The 23,231-nt window shown below is 72.8% G+C and carries 23 protein-coding genes; 5 read left to right on the forward strand and 18 right to left on the reverse strand.

All coding sequences use genetic code 11. The annotated features are described in order from the left end of the window. Positions 1–24: 24 nt before the first annotated feature. Together AH6_RS25830 and AH6_RS25835 are read right to left on the reverse strand one after the other, a co-directional pair. Positions 25–981, reverse strand: a complete 957-nt coding sequence (locus AH6_RS25830; RefSeq protein ID WP_067484600.1) for a quinone oxidoreductase family protein — start codon at positions 979–981, stop codon at positions 25–27. A gap of 34 nt (positions 982–1,015) precedes the next feature. Continuing rightward, positions 1,016–1,750, reverse strand: a complete 735-nt coding sequence (locus tag AH6_RS25835; RefSeq protein ID WP_067484602.1) for an SDR family oxidoreductase — start codon at positions 1,748–1,750, stop codon at positions 1,016–1,018. Between the two features lie 47 nt (positions 1,751–1,797). Between AH6_RS25835 and AH6_RS25840 the strand changes: the two genes are divergently transcribed. The 3 genes from AH6_RS25840 to AH6_RS25850 are packed head-to-tail and all read left to right on the forward strand — an operon-like array spanning position 1,798 to position 5,105. Then, positions 1,798–3,018: an acyl-CoA dehydrogenase family protein gene (locus AH6_RS25840; RefSeq protein WP_067484604.1), complete on the forward strand. Its 1,221-nt coding sequence runs from the start codon at positions 1,798–1,800 to the stop codon at positions 3,016–3,018. Further along, positions 3,018–3,719: a TetR/AcrR family transcriptional regulator gene (locus tag AH6_RS25845; protein WP_067484606.1), complete on the forward strand. Its 702-nt coding sequence runs from the start codon at positions 3,018–3,020 to the stop codon at positions 3,717–3,719. The genes AH6_RS25840 and AH6_RS25845 overlap by 1 nt, the downstream gene beginning before the upstream one ends. A 33-nt stretch (positions 3,720–3,752) precedes the next feature. Further along, positions 3,753–5,105 carry a threonine/serine exporter family protein gene (locus AH6_RS25850; RefSeq protein ID WP_245679465.1) on the forward strand — a complete coding sequence of 451 codons (1,353 nt, stop codon included), beginning with the start codon at positions 3,753–3,755 and terminating at the stop codon, positions 5,103–5,105. 93 nt (positions 5,106–5,198) lie between these two features. Here AH6_RS25850 and AH6_RS25855 read toward each other — a convergent pair whose 3' ends face one another. The 12 genes from AH6_RS25855 to AH6_RS25910 all read right to left on the reverse strand — a co-directional run bounded on the left by AH6_RS25855 (position 5,199) and on the right by AH6_RS25910 (position 17,415). After that, positions 5,199–5,402 (reverse strand): cold-shock protein, encoded by a 204-nt coding sequence (locus tag AH6_RS25855; RefSeq protein ID WP_067484611.1) that lies wholly within the window; start codon positions 5,400–5,402, stop codon positions 5,199–5,201. Between the two features lie 327 nt (positions 5,403–5,729). Further along, positions 5,730–7,505, reverse strand: a complete 1,776-nt coding sequence (locus tag AH6_RS25860) for an LVIVD repeat-containing protein (protein WP_067484614.1) — start codon at positions 7,503–7,505, stop codon at positions 5,730–5,732. 183 nt (positions 7,506–7,688) lie between these two features. Beyond that, positions 7,689–8,948: a kynureninase gene (gene kynU, locus AH6_RS25865; RefSeq protein ID WP_067484620.1), complete on the reverse strand. Its 1,260-nt coding sequence runs from the start codon at positions 8,946–8,948 to the stop codon at positions 7,689–7,691. Beyond that, positions 8,945–9,973 (reverse strand): 4-hydroxy-2-oxovalerate aldolase, encoded by a 1,029-nt coding sequence (gene dmpG / locus AH6_RS25870; protein WP_067484626.1) that lies wholly within the window; start codon positions 9,971–9,973, stop codon positions 8,945–8,947. The genes kynU and dmpG overlap by 4 nt, the downstream gene beginning before the upstream one ends. Further along, the gene (locus AH6_RS25875; protein ID WP_067484628.1) at positions 9,970–10,884 is read right to left on the reverse strand and encodes an acetaldehyde dehydrogenase (acetylating); all 915 of its coding nucleotides are present in this window, start codon (positions 10,882–10,884) and stop codon (positions 9,970–9,972) included. The genes dmpG and AH6_RS25875 overlap by 4 nt, the downstream gene beginning before the upstream one ends. Then, the gene (locus tag AH6_RS25880; protein ID WP_067484630.1) at positions 10,827–12,257 is read right to left on the reverse strand and encodes a carboxylesterase/lipase family protein; all 1,431 of its coding nucleotides are present in this window, start codon (positions 12,255–12,257) and stop codon (positions 10,827–10,829) included. The genes AH6_RS25875 and AH6_RS25880 overlap by 58 nt, the downstream gene beginning before the upstream one ends. After that, positions 12,254–13,288: an amidohydrolase family protein gene (locus AH6_RS25885; protein WP_067484632.1), complete on the reverse strand. Its 1,035-nt coding sequence runs from the start codon at positions 13,286–13,288 to the stop codon at positions 12,254–12,256. Before AH6_RS25885 ends, AH6_RS25880 begins: the two co-directional genes overlap by 4 nt. A 94-nt stretch (positions 13,289–13,382) precedes the next feature. Beyond that, positions 13,383–13,955, reverse strand: a complete 573-nt coding sequence (locus tag AH6_RS25890; protein WP_218005931.1) for a 3-hydroxyanthranilate 3,4-dioxygenase — start codon at positions 13,953–13,955, stop codon at positions 13,383–13,385. Continuing rightward, complete coding sequence (locus AH6_RS25895) at positions 13,952–14,419, reverse strand: RidA family protein (RefSeq protein WP_245679466.1); 468 nt, start codon at positions 14,417–14,419, stop codon at positions 13,952–13,954. The genes AH6_RS25890 and AH6_RS25895 overlap by 4 nt, the downstream gene beginning before the upstream one ends. Continuing rightward, positions 14,416–15,153 (reverse strand): 2-keto-4-pentenoate hydratase, encoded by a 738-nt coding sequence (locus AH6_RS25900; RefSeq protein ID WP_067484635.1) that lies wholly within the window; start codon positions 15,151–15,153, stop codon positions 14,416–14,418. Before AH6_RS25900 ends, AH6_RS25895 begins: the two co-directional genes overlap by 4 nt. Continuing rightward, positions 15,150–15,959 (reverse strand): 2-keto-4-pentenoate hydratase, encoded by an 810-nt coding sequence (locus AH6_RS25905; RefSeq protein WP_067484638.1) that lies wholly within the window; start codon positions 15,957–15,959, stop codon positions 15,150–15,152. Before AH6_RS25905 ends, AH6_RS25900 begins: the two co-directional genes overlap by 4 nt. A 10-nt stretch (positions 15,960–15,969) precedes the next feature. After that, on the reverse strand, positions 15,970–17,415 hold the full coding sequence (locus AH6_RS25910) for a 2-hydroxymuconic semialdehyde dehydrogenase (protein WP_067484641.1): 1,446 nt from the start codon (positions 17,413–17,415) through the stop codon (positions 15,970–15,972). A 231-nt stretch (positions 17,416–17,646) separates the two neighbouring features. Between AH6_RS25910 and AH6_RS25915 the strand changes: the two genes are divergently transcribed. Then, positions 17,647–18,399: a class I SAM-dependent methyltransferase gene (locus AH6_RS25915; RefSeq protein ID WP_067484644.1), complete on the forward strand. Its 753-nt coding sequence runs from the start codon at positions 17,647–17,649 to the stop codon at positions 18,397–18,399. A 52-nt stretch (positions 18,400–18,451) separates the two neighbouring features. Here the strand turns inward: AH6_RS25915 and AH6_RS25920 are convergent, their stop codons facing one another. The 4 genes from AH6_RS25920 to AH6_RS25935 form a co-directional block, all read right to left on the reverse strand. Continuing rightward, complete coding sequence (locus AH6_RS25920) at positions 18,452–20,311, reverse strand: ABC transporter ATP-binding protein (protein WP_067484647.1); 1,860 nt, start codon at positions 20,309–20,311, stop codon at positions 18,452–18,454. After that, positions 20,312–21,322: an MvdC/MvdD family ATP grasp protein gene (locus AH6_RS25925; protein ID WP_067484649.1), complete on the reverse strand. Its 1,011-nt coding sequence runs from the start codon at positions 21,320–21,322 to the stop codon at positions 20,312–20,314. Positions 21,323–21,325: 3 nt separating this feature from the next. After that, the gene (locus AH6_RS25930) at positions 21,326–21,628 is read right to left on the reverse strand and encodes a hypothetical protein (RefSeq protein ID WP_157431717.1); all 303 of its coding nucleotides are present in this window, start codon (positions 21,626–21,628) and stop codon (positions 21,326–21,328) included. Positions 21,629–21,703: 75 nt separating this feature from the next. Continuing rightward, a complete protein-coding gene (locus tag AH6_RS25935; RefSeq protein WP_157431718.1) occupies positions 21,704–21,982 on the reverse strand; it encodes a hypothetical protein in 279 nt (92 codons plus the stop codon). Between the two features lie 307 nt (positions 21,983–22,289). On the opposite strand from AH6_RS25935, the gene AH6_RS25940 reads away from it, so the two are divergent. Next, on the forward strand, positions 22,290–23,219 hold the full coding sequence (locus AH6_RS25940) for a LysR substrate-binding domain-containing protein (RefSeq protein WP_067484670.1): 930 nt from the start codon (positions 22,290–22,292) through the stop codon (positions 23,217–23,219). Positions 23,220–23,231 lie beyond the last annotated feature (12 nt).

The raw sequence follows: 23,231 nt of genomic DNA on the forward strand, positions 1-23,231 counted from the left end.
CGCCCGGGGAACGTTCCCGTCCGCTCAGCGGGACGGGTCGAGGACCAGCTTCCCGGTGGTGCGGCGGGCGCGCATGTCCTCGTGCGCCTTCCGCACCTCGTCCAGGCCGTACTCGCCGCCCGCGACCACGCGCAGGCGGCCGTCGGCGGCCAGGCCGAACAGCTCGTCCAGCGCGGCGCGCATCACGTCGCCCGGGAGCTGGAACACGTGCGCCAGCCACATCCCCGCGATGGTGGTGGAGTACTTCATGAGGTTGGCGGGCTGCACCGGCTTCGGGGGCTTGCGCGAGGCCATGCCGTAGAAGGCGAGGCGGCCGAACGGAGCCAGCGCCTGGAGGCTCTGGTCGGTGACGGTGCCGCCGGTCATCTCCAGCACCACGTCCACGCGGCGGCCCTCGTTGGCCTCGATGAGGGCGGCCTTCATGTCGGGCTCGTTGGCGTCGATCGCCACGTCGGCGCCGAGTTCCAGCGCGAGGTCCCGCTTGTCCTGCGAGGAGGCGGTGGCGATGACCCGGCCCGCGCCCCACGCCTTGGCGAGCTGCACCGCCAGCGTGCCCACTCCCCCGGCGGCCGCGTGCACCACGACCGACTCGCCGGCCGCCAGGTGCACGCTGCGGCGCAGCAGCAACCACGCCGACGCGCCCTGCACCACCATGCCGAGGGCGGTCACGTCGTCGATGCCGTCGGGCACCTCCCACGCCAGCGCCTCGGGGGCCACGGCCTTCTCGGCGTAGCCGCCGGTGCCCAGCAGCGCGACCACGCGGCGGCCGTCGGCGGTGCGGCCGACCGCCTCGCCGCCGGGCACCAGGGGCAGCTCGGCCTTGGCCAGGTAGCTGTTCTCGGCCTGGTGGGTGTCGGCGTAGTTGACGCCGGCGCGGGAGACGTCGATGAGCACCTGGCCGGGACCGGCGACCGGGTCGGGCAGCTCGGTCGCGGTGAGCACCTCGGGGCCGCCGAACTCGGTGATCTGGATCGCGCGCATGTCTCTCTTTCCGTTGCGGGGTCGGGCGGGACGGTCAGCGGGGGCCGGGGACGCCGCGGAATTTGAAGGGTCCGGACTCGCGGCCGGGCACCACGAACCACGCCTCTCCGGTGTCGTCCCCGTCCAGGATGCCCAAGAACGCCGCCACGACGTCACCGACCTGGAGAATCGGGAAGTTCGTCTCTTCCAGGTGCGCCTTCAGCGGTACGAGGATGTCGGTGTCGGCGAAGGAGGGGCACAGGGCGTTGACGCGGATGCCCTCGCCCGCGTGCGCGGGTCCGAGGGCGCGGACCAGGCCGACCACCGCCGCCTTGTTGGCCCCGTAGATGGGGTCGAAGGGGGTGGCGGTGAGCCCGGCCATGCTGGCGGTGGCGATGATGTCGCCGCCGCCGCGGGCGCGTAGGGCGGGCAGCGCGGCGCGCACGCCGTAGACGACGCCGTCCAGGTTGATGCCCATGGCGCGGCGGTACTTCTCGGGGTCGAAGTCGGCGTCCAGGCCGCAACCGCTGGCGACCCCGGCGTTGAGGAAGGCGAGGTCGAGGCCGCCGAAGCCGTCCACGGCCGCGGCGACGGCGGCGGCGCTGTCGGCGGGCTCGCGCACGTCGCAGCGCACGAACGCGCCCTCCAGCTCGGCGGCCAGCGCCGTGCCGCGCTCGGCGTCGACGTCGGCGAGCACCAGCCGCCAGCCGTCCTCGGCCAGCCGCCGCGCCACGGCCGCGCCGATGCCGTTGGACCCACCGGTGATCAATGCGACCCTGCCCGCGGTCATGGACCCTCCCCATCGCAAGTAACTGACGAGTCAGTTACTGTAGTCGAATGGACTTCGGTTTGAGCGAACGGGCCCAGGACTATCACGGGCGCCTCCAGGAATTCATGGACTCCCACGTCTACCCGGCCGAGCCGGTCTACGCCGAGCAGCGGCGGGAGCTGCGCGGCCGGGGCGAGGAGCACACCGTCCCGCCGGTCGTGGAGGACCTGAAGGCCGAGGCCCGGCGGCGCGGCCTGTGGAACCTGTTCCTGCCCGACAGCACCGACCCGGCGCACGGCCTGACCGTCACCGACTACGCGTCGCTGGCCGAGATCACCGGCCGCTCCCCGCACCTGGCCCCCGAGGCCACCAACTGCGCGGCCCCCGACACCGGCAACATGGAGGTGCTGCACCTGTTCGGCAGCGCCGAGCAGAAGAAGCGCTGGCTGGAGCCGCTGCTGGACGGCCAGATCCGGTCGGCGTTCGCGATGACCGAGCCGGACGTCGCCTCCTCCGACGCCACCAACATCGCCACCAGCATCGTGCGCGACGGCGACCACTACGTGATCAACGGCCGCAAGTGGTGGATCAGCGGCTCGGCCGACCCGCGCTGCAAGGTCATGATCGTCATGGGCAAGACCGACCCCGACGGCCACCCCTACCTCCAGCAGTCGATGGTGCTGGTGCCGATGGACGCCCCCGGCGTGGAGATCGTCCGGCCGCTGCCCGTGTTCGGCTACTCCGACCAGCACGGCCACTGCGAGATCCGCTTCACCGACGTGCGCGTGCCGGTGGAGAACCTGATCGGCGAGGAGGGCGGCGGCTTCGCCATCGCCCAGGCGCGGCTGGGCCCCGGCCGCATCCACCACTGCATGCGGGCCATCGGCATGGCCGAGCGCGCGCTGGAGCTGATGTGCCGGCGGGCGGTGGACCGCGTCGCGTTCGGCAAGCCGCTGGCCGCGCAGGGCATCGTGCGGCAGCAGATCGCCGAGTCCCGCATGGCGATCGAGCAGGCCCGGCTGCTGACGCTCAAGACCGCCTGGCTGATCGACAAGCAGGGCGTGAAGGCCGCCCGCTCCGAGGTCGCCGCGATCAAGGTGATCGCGCCCCGCGTCGCGCTGGAGGTCGTGGACCGCGCCATCCAGGTGCACGGCGGCGCGGGCGTGTCCGACGACACCCCGCTCGCCCAGATGTGGGCGGGCCTGCGCACCCTGCGGCTGGCCGACGGCCCCGACGAGGTGCACGTCCGCTCGGTCGCGCGCGCCGAACTGGGTAAGTTCACCGGTTGATGACGAACACCACCGGGGACACCGCCGGAGACGCGGGGCCGGGCGCGCGGCGGCGCATGCCGCACGCCCGGCGCCGCGAGCAGCTCCTCCAGGTCGCGCTGACCGAGTTCGGGCGGCGCGGCTACCACTCGACGCAGATGGAGCACGTCGCCGGGGCCGCGCAGGTCTCCAAGGCGCTGCTGTACCAGCACTTCGCCTCCAAGGAGGAGCTGTTCGCCGAGGTCACCGCGAGCATCGTGACCGAGCTGACGGCCCGCCTGAACGCGGCGGTGCTGGCCGAGCAGGGTTCGGTGGACGGGATCCGCGCCATGGTGCGGGTCCTGTTCGACTACGCCACCGCCGAGCCCGACGCCTGGAACCTGGTGGTGCGGCACCTGGACAAGCCCGAGGTGGGCCTGGAGCTGCGCGACCTGCGCGAGCGCCTCGGCGTGGCGTTCGCCGACCTGCTGCTGCGCCGCCGCCGCAGGGACCCGGCGCTCAGCCCGGCCGAGCTGGCGGTCAACGAGCACCGGGCCCGGCTGCTGGTGCCGCTGATGTACGGGTCGATGCTCTCGATGGTGTCGTGGTGGCTGGAGCACCCCGACACCTCCCGGGAGAAGGCCGAGCAGATGGCGGTGGAGTTCATCTGGCTGGGCCTGGACCGGCTGCGCTCCGGCGAGCGCCTCGGCAAAGACTCCGCCATGGCCCCTGAGCCCCGCTGACCTGCGGCGTCGCCCCGGTTAGGCTCCACCGGCGTGACGGCGGACCGGCGGGAGCCCAGCAGTGACGAGTACGCCGCGATGGAGGCGGCCCTGCGCGGCGGGCAGACGCCGGGCGTCGGCGGCCAGGCGTACGCGACCATGGACCTGGCGCTGCGGGTCGGCGAGCTGATGCTCGCGGGCGGCGAGACGGCCGAGGCGGTGGACCTGGCGGTGGCGCGGCTGTCCCGGGCCTACGGGCTGCCCCACCCCGAGGTGAACGTGACGCTCGCGGCCGTCGGGATCTCCTACCTGCCCCGGGGCGGGCGGCCGCCGGTCACCGCCGAGCGGCGGGTGCGCCGCCGCCTCGCGAACTACACCCGCCTGGTCGCGGTGCACCACCTGGTGCGGGACGCCACCGCCAAGCGGCTGACCCTCCAGCAGGCGAAGTTCGCGCTGAGCGACATCATCGGGCGGCCCACCGCGTACCCGAACTGGGCGCTGGCGGTCGCCCTGTCCTGCCTGGGGGCGGCGGGCGCGGTGCTGGTGGGCGGCGGGCCGGTGGCGGCGTCGGCGGCGTTCCTGGCGACGCTGCTGGGCGACCGCACGGGCGCGTGGCTGGGCCGCCGCGGCATCACCGACTTCTTCCAGATGGCCGTCGCCGCCGCGATCGGGTCGCTGGTGACGGTGCTGCTGCTGATGGCGGACGCGCCGGTGCGCTCCGGCTCGGTGATCATCGGGGTGGTGATCGCGCTGATCCCCGGCCGGGCGCTGGTGGTGTCGATGCAGGACGGGATCGCCGGGGACCTGGTGACGGGCACGACCCGTCTGGTGGAGGTCCTGTTCATCATCACCGCGATCCTGAGCGGCATCGGCGCGGTGACCTACGTGGCGGCCCGGATGGGCGTGCCGATCTCGTTGCAGAACCTGCCCACCGCCCCGTCGTCGGTGGCGGCGGCGCAGACGCTGGGGGCGGCGGCGATCGCGCTGGCGTTCGCCGTCTACCACCTGGTGACCCGCGACCACCTGGTGGTGATCGCCATGGGCGGGGTGCTGAGCTGGGGCAGCTACGTGGAGCTGCGGCAGCTCGACCTGCCCGCCGCGCCCGCGACGTTCGTGGCGGCGACGGTGATCGGGGCGCTGGGCACGGCCCTGGCGCGGACCCGGGACGTGCCATCGCTGATCCTGGTGACCCCGTGCGTGGCTCCGCTGATGCCCGGGACGCTGATGTACCGGGGGATGCTGGAGCTGACCAGCGGCCACACGGGCAAGGGCGGGCTGGTGCTGGCCGAGTCGCTGGCGACGGCGCTGGCGATCGGCGCGGGGGTCTACGTCGGGGCGGAGCTGCTGCGGGTGTTCCGCCCGGCCCGGCGCGTCCTGCGCCCGTCGGCCCGCCGCGTCCGCATGTGAGCGACGGGGAATCGTCCGGAGAACGCGAACGGCGGCCGGAGGTTCGCACCTCCGGCCGCCGCGGCGGCTAAGCGTTGACGCTCAGCTCAAGCCTTACAGCGGGTACACGCCTTCGGCCTGCGGGCCCTTCTGGCCCTGCGTGATCTCGAAGCCCACGCGCTGGTTCTCCTCCAGGCTGCGGTAGCCCTGGGTGGTGATCGCCGAGTAGTGGACGAACACGTCCGGGCCGCCGCCGTCCGGGGCGATGAACCCGAAGCCCTTTTCGGCGTTGAACCACTTCACGGTGCCTTCGGCCATGATTTCTCCTTAGGGGTGATACTTCACCGACCGCCACTTCGGCGATCGGGCTGCGCGCGGACCTTGTTCTCGCTATCCGCCGGTCACCCGGAGAAGCAAAAACGCCCGCTGTCACGAAACTTCCGCGGGCGCTTAATTAAACAAAACGTACGAGGAAACACGACTGCAACGCGTCAACTCTACCCCACCGATCGCCTCACGCAACAGGTTCGGCCCGGCGAGTCCGGCGGGCCGCCCGACAAAGGTGAACAAGCTTCGTAAAACGCCGCCGGGAACGCCTCCGGCCCCGGCGGGGCCGGGGCCGGAGGGGTCAGCGGGTCGGGTCGGTCACAGCGCGCTGTTGCGGAAGGGCGTCCTCGGGGCGCCCAGGTTGGGCTTGCCGATCAGCTTCTTCGAGCTGACCGCGTAGATGCCGTCGTTGGTGAACACCCAGACGATCTTGCGGTCCCATTCCACGTAGGTGCCGTGGGTCTGGTTGCCCAGCGCCCAGTCGGGCACGCGCGGGCTGTAGCCCTCGGGCACGAACTGGGCGGCGATCCTGGGGCGGCGGATGTCGCGCATGTCGTAGAACTGCACGCCCGCGTTGTAGAAGCCGTAGGTCAGCAGGCCGTTCGGCGGGGTGCCGGGCGAGGTGTAGTAGCCGGTCCGCTTGGGGCCGAAGCTGCCGCCGCGCTGGCAGTAGTCGGTGAACTTCGAGCCGCTCGGCGGGGTCGGCCGGGGCAGGGCGCCCACGATGCGCGGGCGCGCGGGGTTCCGCACGTCGACCTGGAAGATCTCCTTGTACGGCTCGTGGCAGTCCTCGCCCAGCGGGTAGCCGCTGACGTAGACCATGCCGGTCTTGGCGTACTGCGAGACGTCCACGTTGTCGGCCTCGGTGCCGCCCACCGACTGCGGCAGGTCGATGTGCGAGACCGTCTTCATCTGCGCCGGGTTGGAGATGTCCAGCACCGAGAAGCCGAAGCCGCCCTGGGCCGCGAAGGCGTACTTTCCGCCCTGCTCGACCGGCTTGGGGATGAACAGCGGCATCCGCGCGCCCATCCAGGAGGTCTGGTTGCCGCAGCGCGGGTTCTTGCGGTAGGCCGCCTCCTCGCCCTTGACCTGGCCGGGCAGGTGCCACTCGCCCAGCTTGCGCGGGTGGGCCGGGTCCGACATGTCCCAGGACTGGTAGCCGGCCGAGTACAGGTGCGTGGGGACCTCGCTGTTGCCCCACGAGTCGCGCGGCGCGGTCGCGATGAACATGTACTTCTCGCCGGTGTAGTACGGCACGTCCAGCGAGCCCGAGCCCTGCTGCGGCCGGGTCATGTCGCTGTTGAGCGGGTCGCGCTGGGTCGCGTCGGTGCTGACGGTCGCCAGCAGCTTCCAGTCCTTCTTGCGCGGGCCGTCCAGGCGGTAGACCTTGAAGCCCTTGAGGGCGATCTTCTTGCGCAGCGCGGCGACGCCCGCGGGGTTGTTGAACTTGCTCTTGTCGACGCCGTCGCCGAGCTCGTCCACCTGGCGCTTGGCCTCGAAGCTCTGCACCATCACGTAGGCGTTCAGCCTCTTGTTCCACTGGATCGTGGAGGCGCCCCACATGTCGTTCGGGGCCCAGGAGGAGTTGCCCTTGCTCTCGTCGCCGTCCACGTCGTTGCGGGTGAGCTTCTCGACGACCTTGACCTTGCGGACGTCGGTCACGTCGTAGACGCGGCCCTCGCTGCGGTCGTACTGGAACAGATAACGCCGGCCCTTGAAGTCGACGATGTTCTGCCAGGAGTGGAAGTAGTCGGGGGTGAATTCCCCGCCCCGATAAGACGCCTCCAGTTTCACCGGGCCGGAGACGTGCGACTTGGGGTCATAACCCTTGGTCTTGGCGAACAGTTCCTGCGCGCCGCCCGGGAAGGCGTGCCGCTCCTCCCCCGCCGGGGTCAGCGCCGGGTGCCGGAAGGTGCCGTCCAACTGCATCCCGAAGCTGCCGGGGTCGGGCTCGGCCGGGCGCCGGTCCCCGCAGACGGTGGGGATGTAGGGGTCCTTCGGCGTCGCGGCCTGCGCCCCGGCGCTCGCGGCCAGGGGGACGGCGACGGCTGCCGCCGATCCCGCGGCCAGGACCGACAGGCGGATTCTCCTCATGCGGATGTGCCCTTTCGTCTTCCCCCGAGCGTTCACCCGTATTCGGGTAGGGAAATCATCGGGGCCGGGGGGCATATCCGCTAATACCAGTCTGCTCCGCCGCTATAGCCGATCGGTTATCGGTAAACGGGGGCGGGAAAAGGGAGCGGCTCCCCTCCGGAGAGGGGAGCCGCGGCGCCCGGGTCAGCTCCGGGTGAGACCGGCCAGGGCCTCGGCGGCCCGGTGGCAGTCGTGGAAGGTGCAGTAGAGCGGGACGGGCGCGAAGCGGATCACGTCCGGCTCGCGGGCGTCGGCGATCACCCCGTGCTCCTCGGCGAGCCGCCGGACCATCGTGCCCGCGTCCGCGATCCGCACCGACAGCTGGGTGCCGCGCTGCTGCGGATCGGGCGGGGTGATCACCTCGACGCCCGGGATCGCGGCGAACCGTTCGGCGAGGTAGGCGGTCAGGCGCTCGCTCTTGGAGCGCAGCGCGTCCATGCCCACCCGGTCGAAGATCTCCAGCGAGACCAGCACCGGGGCCAGCGCCAGGATCGGCGGGTTGGAGAGCTGCCAGGCGTCCGCCGAGGCGGGCGGGTCGATGTCGGGGGCCATCCTGAAGCGGGTCGCCGGATCGGTGCCCCACCAGCCCGCCAGCTTGGGCACCGAGGCGTCCCGCACGTGCCGTTCGTGCACGAAGCAGCCCGCGACCGCGCCCGGACCGCTGTTCAGGTACTTGTAGGTGCACCAGGCGGCGAAGTCGACGTCCCAGTCGTGCAGCCGCAGCGGCACGTTCCCGGCCGCGTGCGCCAGGTCCCAGCCCACGACCGCCCCGGCCGCGCGGCCCGCCTTGGTGATGGCGGCCATGTCCATGAGCTGGCCGGTCAGGTAGTTGACCCCGCCCAGCATCAGCAGCGCGACGGTGTCGCCCTCGCGCTCCAGGAACGCGAGGACGTCCTCGGTGCGCAGGTTGTCCTCGCCGTCGCGGGGCGTCAGCCGCACCACGGTCTCCACCGGGTCCAGGCCGTGGTGGACGGCCTGGCTCGCGACCGCGTAGGAGTCGGACGGGAACGCGCTGTCCTCGATGACGATCCGCGTCCGACCGTCGCGCGGCCGGTAGAAGCTCGCCATCATCAGGTGCAGGTTCACCGTGAGCGTGTTCATCGCCACGACCTCGTGCGGCAGCGCGCCGACCAGCCGGGCGGCGGGCTCGCGCAGCAGCTCGTGGTAGTCCACCCACGGGCGGCGCGCCTGGGTGTGGCCCTCCACCGCGTAGGTCGCCCAGTCCTGGAGCTCCTCGGTCAGCCGCGCGGCGGTCGCGCGCGGCTGGAGGCCGAGGGAGTTGCCCGCGAAGTAGGCCGCCTCCGCGAAGGGGCCGCCCGGCGCGGGCGGGACCAGGAACTCGCCGCGCAGCGTGGGGAGGGGGTCGGCCTCGTCCAGACGGCGGGCTTCCTGCTCTGTGCTCACTTCTTCTTTCCTTCGACGAGGTCGAGCGCGATGTCGACGATCATGTCCTCCTGGCCGCCGACCATGCCGCGGCGGCCGACCTCCATGAGGATCTCGCGGGTGTCCAGGCCGTAGCGGCGCGAGGCGTCCTCGGCGTGCCGCAGGAAGCTGGAGTACACGCCCGCGTACCCGAGGGTCAGGGTCTCGCGGTCCACCTGGACGGGGCGGTCCTGGAGGGGCCGCACGATGTCGTCGGCGGCGTCCATGAGCTTCAGCACGTCGCTGCCGTGCTTCCAGCCCATCAGGTCGGCGACGGCGACGAACGCCTCCAGCGGGCAGTTGCCCGCGCCCGCGCCCATCCCGGCGAGGGAGGCGTCCACGCGGCGCACGCCGTTCTCGACGGCGACGACGGAGTTGGCGACGCCGAGGCCCAGGTTGTGGTGGGCGTGGATGCCGATCTCGGTGTCGGCGTCCAGCACCTCGCGGTAGGCGCGGACGCGGTCGCGCACGCCGTCCATGGTCAGGCGGCCGCCGGAGTCGGTCACGTACACGCAGCGCGCGCCGTAGGACTCCATCAGCTTGGCCTGGCCCGCGAGCGTCTCGGGGTCGGCCATGTGCGACATCATCAGGAACCCGGCCACGTCCATGCCGAGCTCGCGCGCGGTGGCGATGTGCTGGGCCGAGATGTCGGCCTCGGTGCAGTGCGTCGCGACGCGGACCGAGCGGACGCCCAGCTCGTAGGCGCGCTTCAGCTCGGCGATGGTGCCGATGCCGGGCAGCAGGAGCGTGGTGAGGACGGCGTTCTCCATCACCTCGGCCGCCGCCGCGATCCACTCCTCGTCCAGATGCGCCCCGGGGCCGTAGTTGACGCTGGAGCCCGCCAGGCCGTCGCCGTGCGCGACCTCGACGGCGTCCACGCCCGCCGCGTCGAGCGCCCTGGCGATCTCGCGGACCTGGTCGACGGTGTAGCGGTGCCGGATGGCGTGCATGCCGTCCCGCAGGGTGACGTCCTGCACGTACAGCTCGTGGGTCGGCTCGTTGGTCATCGCGCCGCCAGCCTTTCCGCGACGCGTAGCGCCGCCGACGTCATGATGTCCAGGTTCCCGGCGTAGGCGGGCAGGTAGTGCGCCGCGCCCTCTACCTCCAGGAACACCGACACCAGGGTGCCCGCTCCCCCGGCGAGGCCCGCCAGCGGGTCGTCGCCGGTGACCGGGCGGATCTGCACCTGCTGCTTGAGCCGGTAGCCCGGCACGTAGGCGGCGACCTCGGCGACCATCTTCTCCACCGAGGCGCGCACCTGGTCGTGGTCGCAGTCGCCGACCACGCAGTACACGGTGTCCCGCATGATCAGCGGGGGCTCGGCCGGGTTCAGCACGATGATCGCCTTGCCCCGGGCCGCGCCGCCGACCTCCTCCAGCGCGCGGGAGGTGGTCTCGGTGAACTCGTCGATGTTGGCGCGGGTGCCGGGCCCGGCCGACTTCGAGGCGATGGACGCCACGATCTCGGCGTAGCGCACCGGCGTCACCCGCGACACCGCCGCCACGATCGGCACGGTGGCCTGGCCGCCGCACGTCACCATGTTGACGTTGGCGGCGTCCAGGTGCTCCTCCAGGTTGACCGGCGGCACCACGTACGGGCCGATCGCGGCCGGGGTGAGGTCCACCAGCCTCTTGCCGTAGGGCTCCAGGACCTTGGCGTTGTGCCGGTGCGCCTTGGCGGAGGTGGCGTCCAGCACCACGCTCACGCCGACGAACTCCGGCATGGCGACCAGGCCCTCGACGCCCTCGTGGGTGGTGGCGACGCCGAACCGGCGGGCCCTGGCCAGGCCGTCGGAGTCGGGGTCGATCCCGGCCATGACGGCCATGTCGAGGGACTTCGAGGTCCGGATCACCTTGATCATCAGGTCGGTGCCGATGTTGCCCGATCCGATGATCGCGACGCGCTGCGCGTCCGGCATGGCCGTCCCTCCTTTCCGTCGTGCGCCGGCGCGGCCGATGCCGGGCCGGCGAGGTTGTCGTCGATGAGCGCGAGGTCGCCCGCGCCCGAGCAGAAGGCCGCCAGCGCCCGGGTGGCGCGGTGGCCGAGCCGGGTGGCGTCGGGGCCGGTCCCGGTGAGCGGCGCGACCCGCCGGTCGTGCAGGGTGCCGAGGTAGAACGGCACGTCCACCAGGTGCGCGGCGCCCAGCGCGACGCCCGCGCGCACCAGCGGCGAGCGGTGCCCGAACTGGTGCCGCCGGACGTGCGCGCCGTGCTCGCGGTGCCAGCGGACCAGCTCGGCGACGGGCCGCTCGAACACCACCTCGGTGCGCACGGCGGCCCGCGACAGGTTCTCCGGGTCCAGCGCCGCGAACAGCCGCATCTCCTCGGCCGTCGTGGTCACCAGCAGCGGCACCCGCGCCGCCGTGCCCGAGCGCACCGCGTCCATGGGGTGGCGGGGCAGGAACTCCCCGTCCACCACCGGCGCGATGGGCAGCACGCCCTCCACCGGCGGCCGCGTCAGCAGCGCGTCGGCCTCGGCGTCCAGCACCGCGCGCAGCGGCGCCGAGCGGGGCAGCGCCCGGCCCAGCGCGCGCCGGAACGCGCCGGTCAGGGCCCGCGCCTTCTGCGGCGTCGCGAACCCGTAGGGCAGCGGGCTCAGCGCGGCGGCGCGGGCGAACAACCCCTGCGCCGCCGGGGCGGCCATCAGCGCGAGCACGCTGGTGCCGCCCGCCGAGTGCCCGGCCAGGGTGACCTGGCCGGGGTCGCCGCCGAACGCCGCGATGTTGTCGCGCACCCACTCCAGCGCCGCGACCTGGTCGCGCAGCCCGAGATTGGCGGGGATCGTGTCGTCGTACCCGAAGCCGAGGACGCCGAGCCGGTAGTTGACCGTGACCACGACCAGGCCGTGGTCGCGGGCCAGCGCGTCGCCCCGGTACATCGGCTGCGCGCCCGACCCGGACACGAACGCGCCGCCGTGCAGGAACACCAGCACCGGGCGCGGCCCGGCGCCGGGTTCGGGGAGGCCGGGCGTCCAGACGTTCAGCGTCAGGCAGTTCTCCCGGCCGGCCGCCGGGTCGATCTCCAGGCCCGGCACCCACGCCATGCGTCCCGGGCGCTGCGCGGCGGGCGGGCCGAACGCGCGCATGTCGCGCACGCCCTTCCACGGCACCGGCGGCGCGGGCTCGGTGAACCGGCGCGCGGGGGCGGCGTACGGGACGCCCCGGAAGACGGTGACGCCCTCCTCCCGGCCGCCGCGCACCTCGCCCGCCACGGTCCGCGCCGTGGTCCGCGCCCTGGCCTGCCCTCCGGTCCGCGCGCCGGTCCGCAGCGTGGTCGCGCCGGGCGTGGTCATGGCGCGTTCCCCGCGACGGGGACGGGCGCGGGGGCGGGCACGGGCGCGAAGAACGCCTCGGCGTTGCCGCCCAGCAGCATCGCCTGCTGCGCCTCGTCCAGCTCGGCGCAGGCGCGGATGGTGGAGCCGGGGTCCTTCTCGCCCAGCGGGAACGGGTAGTCGGTGCCCAGCATGACCCGCTCGGGGCCCATGACCTCCACCAGCAGCCGCAGGGCGCGCGGGTCGAACACCGCCGAGTCCACGTGGAAGCGGTCGGTGTACTCCGAGGGCGGGCGGGGCGAGTCGGCGCGCACGATGTCGCGGTTGCGCCAGGCGTTGTCGGCGCGGCCCAGCAGGAACGCGAAGCTGCCGCCGCCGTGGCAGAAGCAGAGCCGCAACGACTCCGGCAGCCGCTCGAACGCGCCCGACAACATCATGCCGAGGATGCCGAGCTGGGTCTCGGCGGGCATCCCCACCAGCCACGGCAACATGTGGCCGCGCATCCGGTCGGCGGCCATCATGTCCCACGGGTGGGCCAGCACCGGCAGCCCGATCCGGGCGCAGTGCGCGAGGAACTCCACGATGCCCGGGTCGTCCAGGTTGCGGTCGCCGACGTGGTTGCCGATGTGCACGCCCCGGTGCCCGGCCGCCGCCGCGCGGGTGGCGACCTCGCAGGCCAGCGCGGTGTCCTGGAGCGGCACCTGGCACAGCGGCAGCAGCCGGGCGGGCGCGGCGGCGCAGTAGGCGAGGATGCGGTCGTTGACCAGCTCGCACCAGTCGGCGGCGCGGGCGGGCTCGGCGTCGTAGCCGAACATCAGCGGCGTCGAGGACACCGCCTGGACGTCGACGCCGAGGGCGTCCATGTCGGCGACGCGGCGCGCCGGGTCCCACAGGCCCGCCTCGACCGGCCGGTACTCCTGGTCGCCGCTCATCATCATGCCGGTGCCGTCGCCGTGGACGCGCAGCCACGGCTCGCCCGCCCCGGTGAGCGTCCGCCCCTCGGCCCGGGACAGGCGGGGGAAGACGTGGGCGTGGACGTCGAAGACAGTCACGGATCCTCCGTTCGCGGGCGCGCCGCCGCCGCCACGCCGCCCGCCGAGGGCGTGGTGGGGGGACGGGCGGGCGGCGCGCCGGGCGAGGGGTGGGTCAGGCGCGGGGCGCGGTGGTCGGGATCAGGTCGTCGGGCCACTGCTTGCCCGGGTGCACGGCGCCGCAGTTCGGGCACTTGCGGTCGCCGTCGTAGAACGCCTGGAACACCGGCGGCAGGTCGTCCACGATCGAGCGGACCTGGAGCTCGGTGCGGTGCACCAGGTGGTGGCACTCCATGCAGTACCACTCGAACGACTCCAGCTCGCCCTCGGGCCGCGGGATCTCCACCACCAGGCCGATCGAGCCCTCCTCGGGGCGCTGCGGCGAGTGCCGCACGTGCGGCGGCAGCAGGAACACGTCGCCCTCGTTGATCTGCACGTCGACCGGGGGCTTGCCCTCCTCCTCCATGACGCGCAGCACCATGTTGCCCTTGAGCTGGTAGAAGAACTCCTCGCGCGGGTCGTCGTGGAAGTCGGTGCGGCGGTTGGGGCCGCCGACCACCATCACGATCAGCCCGGCGTCGTCGAAGACCTGCACGTTGCCGACCGGCGGCTTGAGCAGGTCGCGGTGCTCGTCGATCCACGCCTGGAAGTTGAAGGGCGCGCCGAACGTCATCTTGGGCAGGGTCATGCTCCGGCCTCCTTGCTGGAGTGGGGGGAGTTCGGGATGTGCGCCACGCACGAGATCTCGATCAGCAGGTGCGGGTGCGGGAGCTGGTGGACCGCCACGGTGGTGCGGGCGGGCCCCGACTCGTCGAAGTAGGTCCCGTAGACCTCGTTGTAGCCGCCGAAGTCGTTCATGTTCACCAGGTAGGTGGTGACGTTGACGACGTCGGACAGGTCGCCGCCGGCCGCGCGCAGGATGTCGCGGACGTTCTCGATGACCGCGCGCGTCTGCTCGCGGATGTCGAGGTCGGTGACGCCCATGGCGTCCGCGGTGGCCCCGGCGAAGGTGCCGTCGGGCCGCCGCGAGCTGGTGCCGGACACGAACACCAGGTCCCCGGCGCGCTTGAGGTGGGGGAACCGGCCGCGCGGCTTGGCCTTGCCCTCGACCAGGATCGCCCCGCTCATCGGCTCGCTCCGCTCGCGGCTCACCTGGTCGTCACCTCCACCGCGCCGAGGCCCGCGCCGGTGACGCGGACGTGGGCGCCCTTGGGCAGCGGGATCGCGGCGGTCGCCGCCCCGGCCAGCACGATGTCGCCGGGCCGCAGCGGCGTCCCGGCTGTGCGGGCGAGGCGCTCGGCGGCGCGCAGCGACCGGACCGGGTCGCCGAGGATGGCCGCCGACGAGCCGGTCTGCGCGACCCGGCCGTCGATCTCCACGATGAGCCCGACGTTGGCGACGTCGCGCGGGTCGTGCCAGGGGCCGAAGCCGAACCCGGCCGCCGAGGCGTTGTCGGCGACCACGTCGGGCAGGGTGAACTTGAAGCCCTCGTAGCGCGAGTCGAGGATCTCGTAGCCGACCGCGACCTTGTGGCCGCCGCCGGGCTCGATCCGGAAGACGATCTCCGGCTCGATGCGCGGGTGGATCAGCGTGCCGGTGTCGACGTCGGTCTCGACCAGCATCGCGTCGGTCAGCAGGCCCCAGATGAGGTCGTCCACCCCCATCTGGACCATCTTGGCGCGGCTGGTGAAGCCCATCTTGACGCCGATGCGGCGCTCGCCCCGCTTCTCGCGGCGGGCGATGACGGCGCGCTGGATCTCGTAGGCCGTCTCGACGTCGAACGGCGCGACGTCGGTGAGCCGTCCGATCGCGCGCCGGTCCCGGACGGCCTCGTCCAGGATCTCGGCGAACTTCGCAATGTCAACGGGCTTCGCAACGTCGGTCATGAGTCCTCCTTCGCGAACGCGACGCGCACGTCGCCGAGCCCGGCGATGCGGGCCTCCAGCACGTCCCCGGGCGCCACCTGCACCATCGGGCCGAGCGCGCCGGTCAGCACGGTGTCGCCCGCGCGCAGCGGGCGGCCCACGCGGACCAGGGTGTCGGCGAGCCACAGCGCGGCGTTCAGCGGGTGGCCGAGGCAGGCCGCGCCGGTGCCGGTGGACACCTGCTCGCCGCGCCGCTCCAGCACCATGCCGCAGGCGCGCAGGTCCACGTCGGCGAGCGCGGCGGGCCGGTTGCCCAGCACGTACATGCCGCAGGAGGCGTTGTCGGCGACGGTGTCGGCCAGCGTGATGTCCCAGTCGCGGATGCGGCTGCCGACCACCTCGATCGCGGGCAGCACGAACGCGGTGGCGCGGATCAGGTCGGCGACGGTGTGCCGCTCGTGGGTCAGGTCGTGCTCCAGCACCAGCGCGACCTCGGCCTCGGCCTTGGCCTGGAGCACCGCGCCGGCCGGGATCTCCGCGCCGTCGGGCACCGCCATGTCGGCGAACAACATCCCGAAGTCGGGGCTGTCCACGCCGAGCTGGGACTGCACCGCGGCGGAGGTGAGGCCGATCTTGCGGCCGGCCAGGCGGCGGCCCTCGCCGAGCCAGTGCTCGGTGAGGCGGTCCTGCACGGCGTAGGCGGCGTCGGCCGACCCGATCAGGTCGCGCACCGGGGCGCACGGCTCGCCGGTGGCGTAGGCGGTCAGGATGCGGTCGGCGGCCTGCTCGACGGGCGAGCCGACGGTCGGGGTCACTGTCTCGGTCAAGGGTTCGCTCTCAGATCTGGATGCAGACGTTGACGGGCTCGGAGAAGAAGTCCAGGGAGTACTCTCCGCCCTCGCGGCCGATCCCGGAAGCCTTCACCCCGCCGAACGGGGTCCGCAGGTCGCGCAGGTTCCAGCAGTTCACCCACACGATCCCGGTCTCGACGCGCGGGGCCACCCGGTGGGCGCGCGACAGGTCCCGGGTCCACACGGTGGCGGCGAGGCCGTAGACGCTGTCGTTGGCCAGCGCGACCGCCTCCTCCTCGGTGTCGAACGGGGCGACGTGGCAGACCGGCCCGAAGACCTCCTCGCGGACGGTCCGCGCGGTCTCCGGCAGCCCGGTCAGCACGGTCGGCTCGACGTAGAAGCCATTGTCGCGCCCGTCGCCGAAGCTCGGCGCGCCGCCCCCGGCGACGACGGTCGCGCCCTCCTCGACGGCCAGCCGGTAGTACGACAGGACCTTGTCGCGGTGCTGCGCGGAGATCATCGGGCCGTAGCCGTCCAGCTTGCGGGCCCGCTCCCCCAGCGCCGCCACGAACTCCTCGAAGATCGGGCGATCGACGTAGACGCGCTCGGTGCACAGGCAGATCTGGCCCGAGTGGGTGAAGGCCGAGCGCACGGTGCCGTCCACGGCCGCCTCGAAGTCGGCGTCGGCGAACACCAGCGCGGGGTTCTTGCCGCCCAGCTCGAAGGAGACCGGCGTGACGTTCGCGGCGGCGTTGCGCATGATCGCCGAGCCGGTGGCCGACTCGCCGGTGAAGGCGATGGCGTCCACGCCCGGGTGCCCGGTGAGGAACGACCCGGCGGCGTCGGAGCCGTGCCCGTGCACCAGGTTGAACGCGCCCTCGGGCAGCCCGGCCTGGTCGATGACCGAGGCCAGCAGCGTCGCGGTGGAGGGGGTCTCCTCCGACGGCTTGGCGACCACGGCGTTGCCCGCCGCCAGCGCGGGCGCGACCTTCCAGGTCAGCAGCAGCAGCGGCAGGTTCCACGGCGAGATGATCGCCACCACGCCCAGCGGGCGGCGCACCGAGTAGTTCAGGGCCTGGCCGGTGCCGACGCTCCAGCCCGGGACGCTGGTGGTGTAGGCGCGCTCGGGGCGCCCGTACAGCAGGTCGGCGTAGGCGCGGAAGTTGCCGATGGCGCGCGGGATGTCCACGGTGGCGGCCAGCTCGCGCGGCTTGCCGGTGTCGGCGACCTCGGCGTCCACGAACTCGTCGAAGCGGGCCTGGATGCCGTCGGCGATCCGGCGCAGCGCGGCGGCGCGCTCCTCGGCGGGCGTCGCGCCCCAGCCGCCGTCCAGCGCGGCGCGGGCGGCGCGGACGGCCTCGTCCACGATCTCGCGGGTGGCCTCGGGCACCCGGCCGGCCACCGACCCGTCGGCCGGGTCGATCAGGGGGAAGGTGTCCCCGGTGGTCCGGAAGGTGCCGGCCACGTAGTGCGCGGGTGCGCTCCGCCCCATCTGTGGTCCTCTCTCGACGGTCGGTCCGGTCAGCAGAATCATGCCCCCAGGCGATATGCCTGTCTAATACCGGTTGCCGCCGGAGCTATCACCACCCGGCGATACCGGCGGGGCGGCCCGGATACTGATGATCTTTCTTCCCCGGAGGGGTGGTGGTCCACTCGGCCGGGCTGGCAGATTCGTCCCGGCGGCGGGCGGAGATCCCGGCCGCGCCGCGAGGCGGAGGTGACGATGACCGGCACGGTGCCCGACACCCGCGACGCGTTCGGCGAGGACGTGTTCGGCGACGACTGGGTGCACTTCTTCGGCGGCCTGCTCGACTCCAACAGCGACCAGGAGGCGGCCTTCGTCGGGAAGCTGCTGGACCTGGAGCCCGGCCGCGAGGTGCTGGACCTCGGCTGCGGCTACGGCCGCATCGCCAACCACCTGGCCGCCGGCGGCTGCCGGACGACCGGCCTGGACGCCCAGCCGTCGCTGCTGGAGCTGGCCCGCCGCGACGCCGCCGCCCGGGGCCTCGACGTGGACTACGTCCAGGGCGACATGCGGGACCTGCCGTGGACGGAACGGTTCGACGCGGTCCTGTGCTGGTTCACCTCGTTCGGCTACTTCGACGACGACGGCAACCGGCGGGTGCTCGCCGAGGTGGCCCGCGCGCTCAGGCCGGGCGGGCGGTTCCTGGTCGAGACGATGAGCCGCGACTGGATGCTCGCCCGGTTCCAGCACGCCAGCGTGGTCGAGCGGGACGGCGACCGCGTCGTGGACCGGCACCGCTACGACCCGCTGACGGGCCGCCTGGTGACCGAGCGGACGCTGATCCGGGACGGCGAGATGCGCGACACCCGGTACTTCGTGCGCCTGTTCACCTTCACCGAGCTGCGGGACTGGCTGCTGGCCGCCGGATTCACCGAGGTGCGCGGGGTGGACGAGATGGGCGAGCCGTTCGGCCCCGACAGCAACCGGATGATCGTGATCGCCACCCGCTGACCGCCGTGCCGTGGCCCCGCCCGGCGTTCCGGGCGGGGCCACGGAGCGGATCTCAGACAGGATCGAGATAACCCGCCGCCTGGAGCGTGAACATCTCGGCGTACCGGCCGTCCGCCGCCATCAGCTCGTCGTGGGTGCCGTGCTCGGCGACCCGGCCGTCGGCCAGCACGTAGATGTGGTCGGCCGTCCGCACCGTCGAGAAGCGGTGCGAGACCAGCAGCACCGTCCGCCCGGCGAGCAGCGCGCGCAGGCGCTCGAACAGCTCGTGCTCGGCGCGGGCGTCCAGCGTCGCGGTGGGCTCGTCCAGGATGACGAACGGCGCGTCGCGGAAGAAGGCGCGCGCCAGCGCGACCCGCTGCCACTGGCCGCCCGACAGGTCCACGCCGCCGACGAACTCGGGCCCGAGCAGGGTCCGGTAGCCGTCGGGGAGGTCGGCCAGCAGGCGGTGCGCCCCGGCCGCGACGGCGGCCCGCTCGACCGCCTCCTGGTCCCCCGCGTTCTCCCAGCGGCCCACGGCGACGTTGTCGTCGGCCGGCAGCAGGTAGCGCTCGAAGTCCTGGAACAGCACCGCGATCGAGCGGCGCAGCTCGTCGGGGTCGGCGCCCGCGACGTCCACGCCGTCGTAGCGGATGTTCCCCGACTGGGGCCGGTAGAGGTGGGACAGCAGCTTGGACAGGGTGGTCTTGCCCGAGCCGTTCTCGCCGACCAGCGCCACCACCTGCCCGGCGTGGATCTCCAGATCGACGCCGCGCAGCGCGGGCCGGTCGGCCGAGGGGTAGGTGAAGGCGAGGTCCTCCACGGTGAGCCGCCGGAACGGCGGCGGCGCGGGCAGGGCCGCGGCCGGGCGCTCCGGCGGGACCAGGAACGACTGGAGGTCGTGCACGAAGGGGGCGGCCTCGAAGAGCTGGTCGGTGCCCGCGGCGGCGGTCCGCAGCCGGGAGGCCAGCAGCAGCACGGCCGCGACAGCGGCCCCGGCGTCGGCCATCGCCATGCCGCCGGACGCCGCGTAGAAGATCACCGGGCCGAGCACCGCGCCGAGCGTGAGGCCGCTCGCCAGCCGGGCCAGCAGGGTGATCCGCAGCCGCTCGCGGGCGGTGCGGCGAATCTCCGCCAGGCGCTCCTCGGTGCGGCGCTCCCACCGGCTCCGCAGGTAGGGGGCCAGGCCGAACGCGCGGACCTCCTTGGCGGGGCGGCGGCCGGTCAGGACCTCCAGCAGGTAGCTGCGCTCCCGCTCGGCGGGGGTGAGCCGGAACAGCGCGTCGAACAGCAGCTGCCCGCTCTTCAGGCCCGCCAGCCAGAGCGGCACGGCCGCCAGCAGCGTCGCGGGGACCAGCCACGGCTCGATCGCCGCCAGCGCCAGCGCGATCCCGGCGGTGCTCAGCAGGGCGCTGCTCAGCGCGCCGACGCCCTGGGCGAGCTGGTGCGGCCGGATGCGCGCGCTCATCGAGGCGCGTTCCAGCCGGTTGTGGAACTCGGGGCGCTCGAACTCGGCCAGCTCGACGGTGCAGGCGACGTCGAGGATGCGCCCCATGGCGTACCGGTTGAGCAGTTCACTGAGGACGTCGTCGCGGGCGGTGGCCACGGCGGTGGCGAGGCCCACCAGCCCGACCAGGCCGAGGGTGAGCGCCGCCTGCGCGAGCACGGGGCCCATGTCGCCGCCGCCGGGGTTCAGGACCCGGTCCAGCAGCTCGCGGCCGCCCAGGATGGGCAGGACCAGCCCGAGCCCGGCGACGGCCTGGAGGACGGTGACGAACAGGAACTCGCGGGGCGCGGCGACCGCGGCGAGCCGGACGGCGCCGACCAGGAGGACGGGAAGCCGCCGCGCCTGCACGCGCGGCGGCTCCGTCAGCCCGGCGGCGGTGACCGGTGCGGACGGCGCGCCGTCCGCACGGTCATCACTCTGGGCGTTCATCTAGTAGCCGACCTGCTCCACTTCGCCGCGCCGGAACGGGCCGCCCTGCATCAGCAGGTCGGCGACGCAGTCCGACATCGGGAGGTCGAGGTCGTTCTGCATCCACATGAACTGGCCGCTGGGGTTGGCCTCCAGGAAGACGTACTCGCCCTCCGGGGTGACGATGAAGTCCACGGCGGCGTAGACGATCCCGAGCTCGTCCAGCAGGGACTGCGTCCGCTTGACGACCTCCTCGGGGATCGGCCGGTAGTCGCCGTACTTCATCTGCTGGGTCTCGGCCCGCCAGTCCACCTGGGTCGCCGCGTCGCCCTGCGAGTCCACCGTCACCGAGAAGTAGGTGTTGCCGATGACGGTGAGCCGGACCTCGTAGGCCTTCTCGATGTACTCCTGGAACTGGCAGATGGTGTGCCGGACCCGGGGCGCGTTGTCGTGGATCTCCTCGCCCAGCACCGTGGTGAGCAGTCCCGACGGGTAGGCCCCCGGGTAGTGGATGACGCCGCCGGTCAGCGACTTGTAGACGAGCCGGTGGCCCTGCTCGGCCAGCCGGACGACCTCGTCGGGGTCGTTGGTCAGCAACGTCCTGGGCACGCGCATCCCGAGCCGCTTGGCGAGCTTCAGCTGGTAGGGCTTCAGCTCGGCCACCGAGTCGGCGTCGGGGCGGTTCATCCACAGGCAGTCGGTGCCGCGCAGGATGCCGCCGACGCCGTGCAGGCCCTCGTACCGGGCGAACTCCTGCTCGGCCTCGCCCATCTCGTCGCCGAACTCGAAGGCGGTCGGCCGCCGGTACCACACCCCCGACAGCCGGGACAGGTCGACCTCGCGGTCCCGGTAGCGCATGACCTCGCGCTCGCCGCCGAAGTCGGAGGTGGTGAAGCTCAGGTCGCGCGGGAAGTAGCTGGTGTCCACGCGGGCGACCCGGGCGCCCTTCGCCGTGAGGCTCCGGACGACCGGATCGACCGTGGGGTCGAAGTCCTGAGTGAGGATCAGGACCTCAGCCTGGGTGTCTGCCATGTATCAGGCGCAGTGGTCGTCGATGTACTTGTCGCCGCCGTAGACGCCGGTCTTGGTCCAGGAGGTGTAGCCGGCGGTGATGTCGTAGCCGTCCGGGCCCTTCCAGGTCTGCGACTCGGGGTCGTAGGAGCCGGCCTGCGGGTCGGCGCCGGGGCCCTCGCCGGTCCACGGGGCGGTGTAGGCGTAGCCGAAGGGACGCTCGTCGCCCTCGTTGGACGCCATGGCCTCCAGGTCGACCTCGGAGTGGTCGGGCGACAGGAAGGCGCGGGTGGTGCGGAGCGGGTGCCGGGTGAGCACACTGGGCATGGTGGTGCCTTTCTCGTGCGGGGTCCCCCGCACGGAGTTCTTTCCGTGCGGGACGTCTGATCGGACTCGCCAGGGTTACGCCGAGGTGGGCTGGGTGATGCCGACGATTCCTGGCACCTCGTCGGAGAAGATCCAGACCATGTTCTCGGCGTCGTAGTGACCGGTGGGCAGTCTCACCTCGGTGTCCGGTTCGAACTCGCTGACGAGCTCGTACAGGTAGGCGAGCGGGGCCGACCGGGCGGTGCGGGTGCGCGCGCGGGACTCGACGGGGCCGGCCCTGATGACGATCTCGTTGCCGTCGAGCTCTGGACGGTCGAGCCGCAGGAAGGTCGGCCAGCGAAGGGACGGGGACATGGTGGGTTCCGGCTCCGGGGTCATGCGGTTGGGCCCTTCCGAAGATCATCGGTAACCCTCACGAGCAAGGTGCCACGGGGGTCCGGCATGGACAAGTCCAAGATCATGACCGCATCCGGCCACCGAACCCCCTTGATCATTTGCAGATGTTGATCTTCATCCAGCTCAGGGCGCCGGAGGCCGACGGCCTCCGGGGTGCCGCAAGGGGTCGCGGCGGGCCCTGACCCCCGTCCTGACCGGTCTGAGGCATGCCTGTTCGGTCGTCGCCGACCGCTCAGATATGACGAATTTGTGATAGTAAGACGGCATGCGCGCCATCGACCTGCTCAACGGACGGCTCAAGCTGCGGCATCTGGTGCTGGTGGTGGCCATCGCCGACCAGGGCAGCGTGCTGCGCGCCGCCGAGCACCTGCACCTCGCCCAGCCCGCCGTCACGCGCAGCCTGCGCGAGGTCGAGCACATCCTCGGCGTCGAGCTGTTCACCCGGGGGCCGCGCGGGGTCACCCCGACGCTGTTCGGGGAGGCGTTCGTCGAGCACGCCCGCGCGGTGCTGGCCGAGCTGCGGCGGGCCGGGGAGCGCATCACCGGCCTCGCCGACGCCGACGTCGGCACCGTCACCATCGGCACCCTGCTGGCGGGGTCGAACGTGCTGCTGCCGCGCGCCATCGCCACGCTGAAGCGGGACCGGCCCGGCATCACCGTGATCGTCCAGGAGGCCACCTTCGACGCGCAGGTGCCCCGGCTGCTGGACGGCGAGATCGACCTCATCCTGGGCCGCCTCAACCCCATCCAGGACCTGCGCGGGCTGCGGCAGATCACCCTGTACAGCGAGCCGGTGCGGCTGGTGGCGCGGCGCGACCACCCGGCCCGCTCGCGCGCCGCGCTCACGCTGACCGACCTGCTGGACTACCCGTGGGTGCTGCCGCTGGAGCGCACCGCGTTGCGGCACGAGCTGGAGCAGGTGTTCCGGGCCGAGGGGCTGACGCTGCCGACCGACCTGGTGGAGTGCACCTCGATCCTGACCGTGCGCACCCTGGTCCGCGACACCGACATGATCGCGGCGCTGCCCGAGCTGGTGGCCCGCACCGACGGGGACATCGCGCCGCTGCCGGTGGCGCTGGAGCCGGTGCGCCGCCAGGTCGGGGTCACCCTGCCCGACCAGCGGTCGCTGACGCCGTCGGCGCGGCTGATGCTCGACCACCTCCGGAACGGGGCGACCGAGCTGATGGCGGGCTAGATCCGCTCGTTC

Source organism: Actinomadura hibisca NBRC 15177 (assembly GCF_001552635.1).
Taxonomy (GTDB): domain Bacteria; phylum Actinomycetota; class Actinomycetes; order Streptosporangiales; family Streptosporangiaceae; genus Spirillospora; species Spirillospora hibisca.

Excerpts from the sequence above, each read along its gene's own strand:
- AH6_RS25830 (WP_067484600.1), bottom strand. The coding sequence starts at position 981 with ATGCGCGCGATCCAGATCACCGAGTTCGGCGGCCCCGAGGTGCTCACC.
- AH6_RS25925 (WP_067484649.1), bottom strand. The coding sequence starts at position 21,322 with ATGGCAGACACCCAGGCTGAGGTCCTGATCCTCACTCAGGACTTCGAC.
- AH6_RS25910 (WP_067484641.1), bottom strand. The coding sequence starts at position 17,415 with ATGGGGCGGAGCGCACCCGCGCACTACGTGGCCGGCACCTTCCGGACC.
- AH6_RS25835 (WP_067484602.1), bottom strand. The coding sequence starts at position 1,750 with ATGACCGCGGGCAGGGTCGCATTGATCACCGGTGGGTCCAACGGCATC.
- AH6_RS25880 (WP_067484630.1), bottom strand. The coding sequence starts at position 12,257 with ATGACCACGCCCGGCGCGACCACGCTGCGGACCGGCGCGCGGACCGGA.
- AH6_RS25915 (WP_067484644.1), top strand. The coding sequence starts at position 17,647 with ATGACCGGCACGGTGCCCGACACCCGCGACGCGTTCGGCGAGGACGTG.
- AH6_RS25855 (WP_067484611.1), bottom strand. The coding sequence starts at position 5,402 with ATGGCCGAAGGCACCGTGAAGTGGTTCAACGCCGAAAAGGGCTTCGGG.
- AH6_RS25940 (WP_067484670.1), top strand. The coding sequence starts at position 22,290 with ATGCGCGCCATCGACCTGCTCAACGGACGGCTCAAGCTGCGGCATCTG.
- AH6_RS25920 (WP_067484647.1), bottom strand. The coding sequence starts at position 20,311 with ATGAACGCCCAGAGTGATGACCGTGCGGACGGCGCGCCGTCCGCACCG.
- AH6_RS25935 (WP_157431718.1), bottom strand. The coding sequence starts at position 21,982 with ATGTCCCCGTCCCTTCGCTGGCCGACCTTCCTGCGGCTCGACCGTCCA.
- dmpG (WP_067484626.1), bottom strand. The coding sequence starts at position 9,973 with ATGACCAACGAGCCGACCCACGAGCTGTACGTGCAGGACGTCACCCTG.
- AH6_RS25930 (WP_157431717.1), bottom strand. The coding sequence starts at position 21,628 with ATGCCCAGTGTGCTCACCCGGCACCCGCTCCGCACCACCCGCGCCTTC.
- AH6_RS25900 (WP_067484635.1), bottom strand. The coding sequence starts at position 15,153 with ATGACCGACGTTGCGAAGCCCGTTGACATTGCGAAGTTCGCCGAGATC.
- AH6_RS25890 (WP_218005931.1), bottom strand. The coding sequence starts at position 13,955 with ATGACCCTGCCCAAGATGACGTTCGGCGCGCCCTTCAACTTCCAGGCG.
- AH6_RS25875 (WP_067484628.1), bottom strand. The coding sequence starts at position 10,884 with ATGCCGGACGCGCAGCGCGTCGCGATCATCGGATCGGGCAACATCGGC.
- AH6_RS25860 (WP_067484614.1), bottom strand. The coding sequence starts at position 7,505 with ATGAGGAGAATCCGCCTGTCGGTCCTGGCCGCGGGATCGGCGGCAGCC.
- AH6_RS25840 (WP_067484604.1), top strand. The coding sequence starts at position 1,798 with ATGGACTTCGGTTTGAGCGAACGGGCCCAGGACTATCACGGGCGCCTC.
- AH6_RS25845 (WP_067484606.1), top strand. The coding sequence starts at position 3,018 with ATGACGAACACCACCGGGGACACCGCCGGAGACGCGGGGCCGGGCGCG.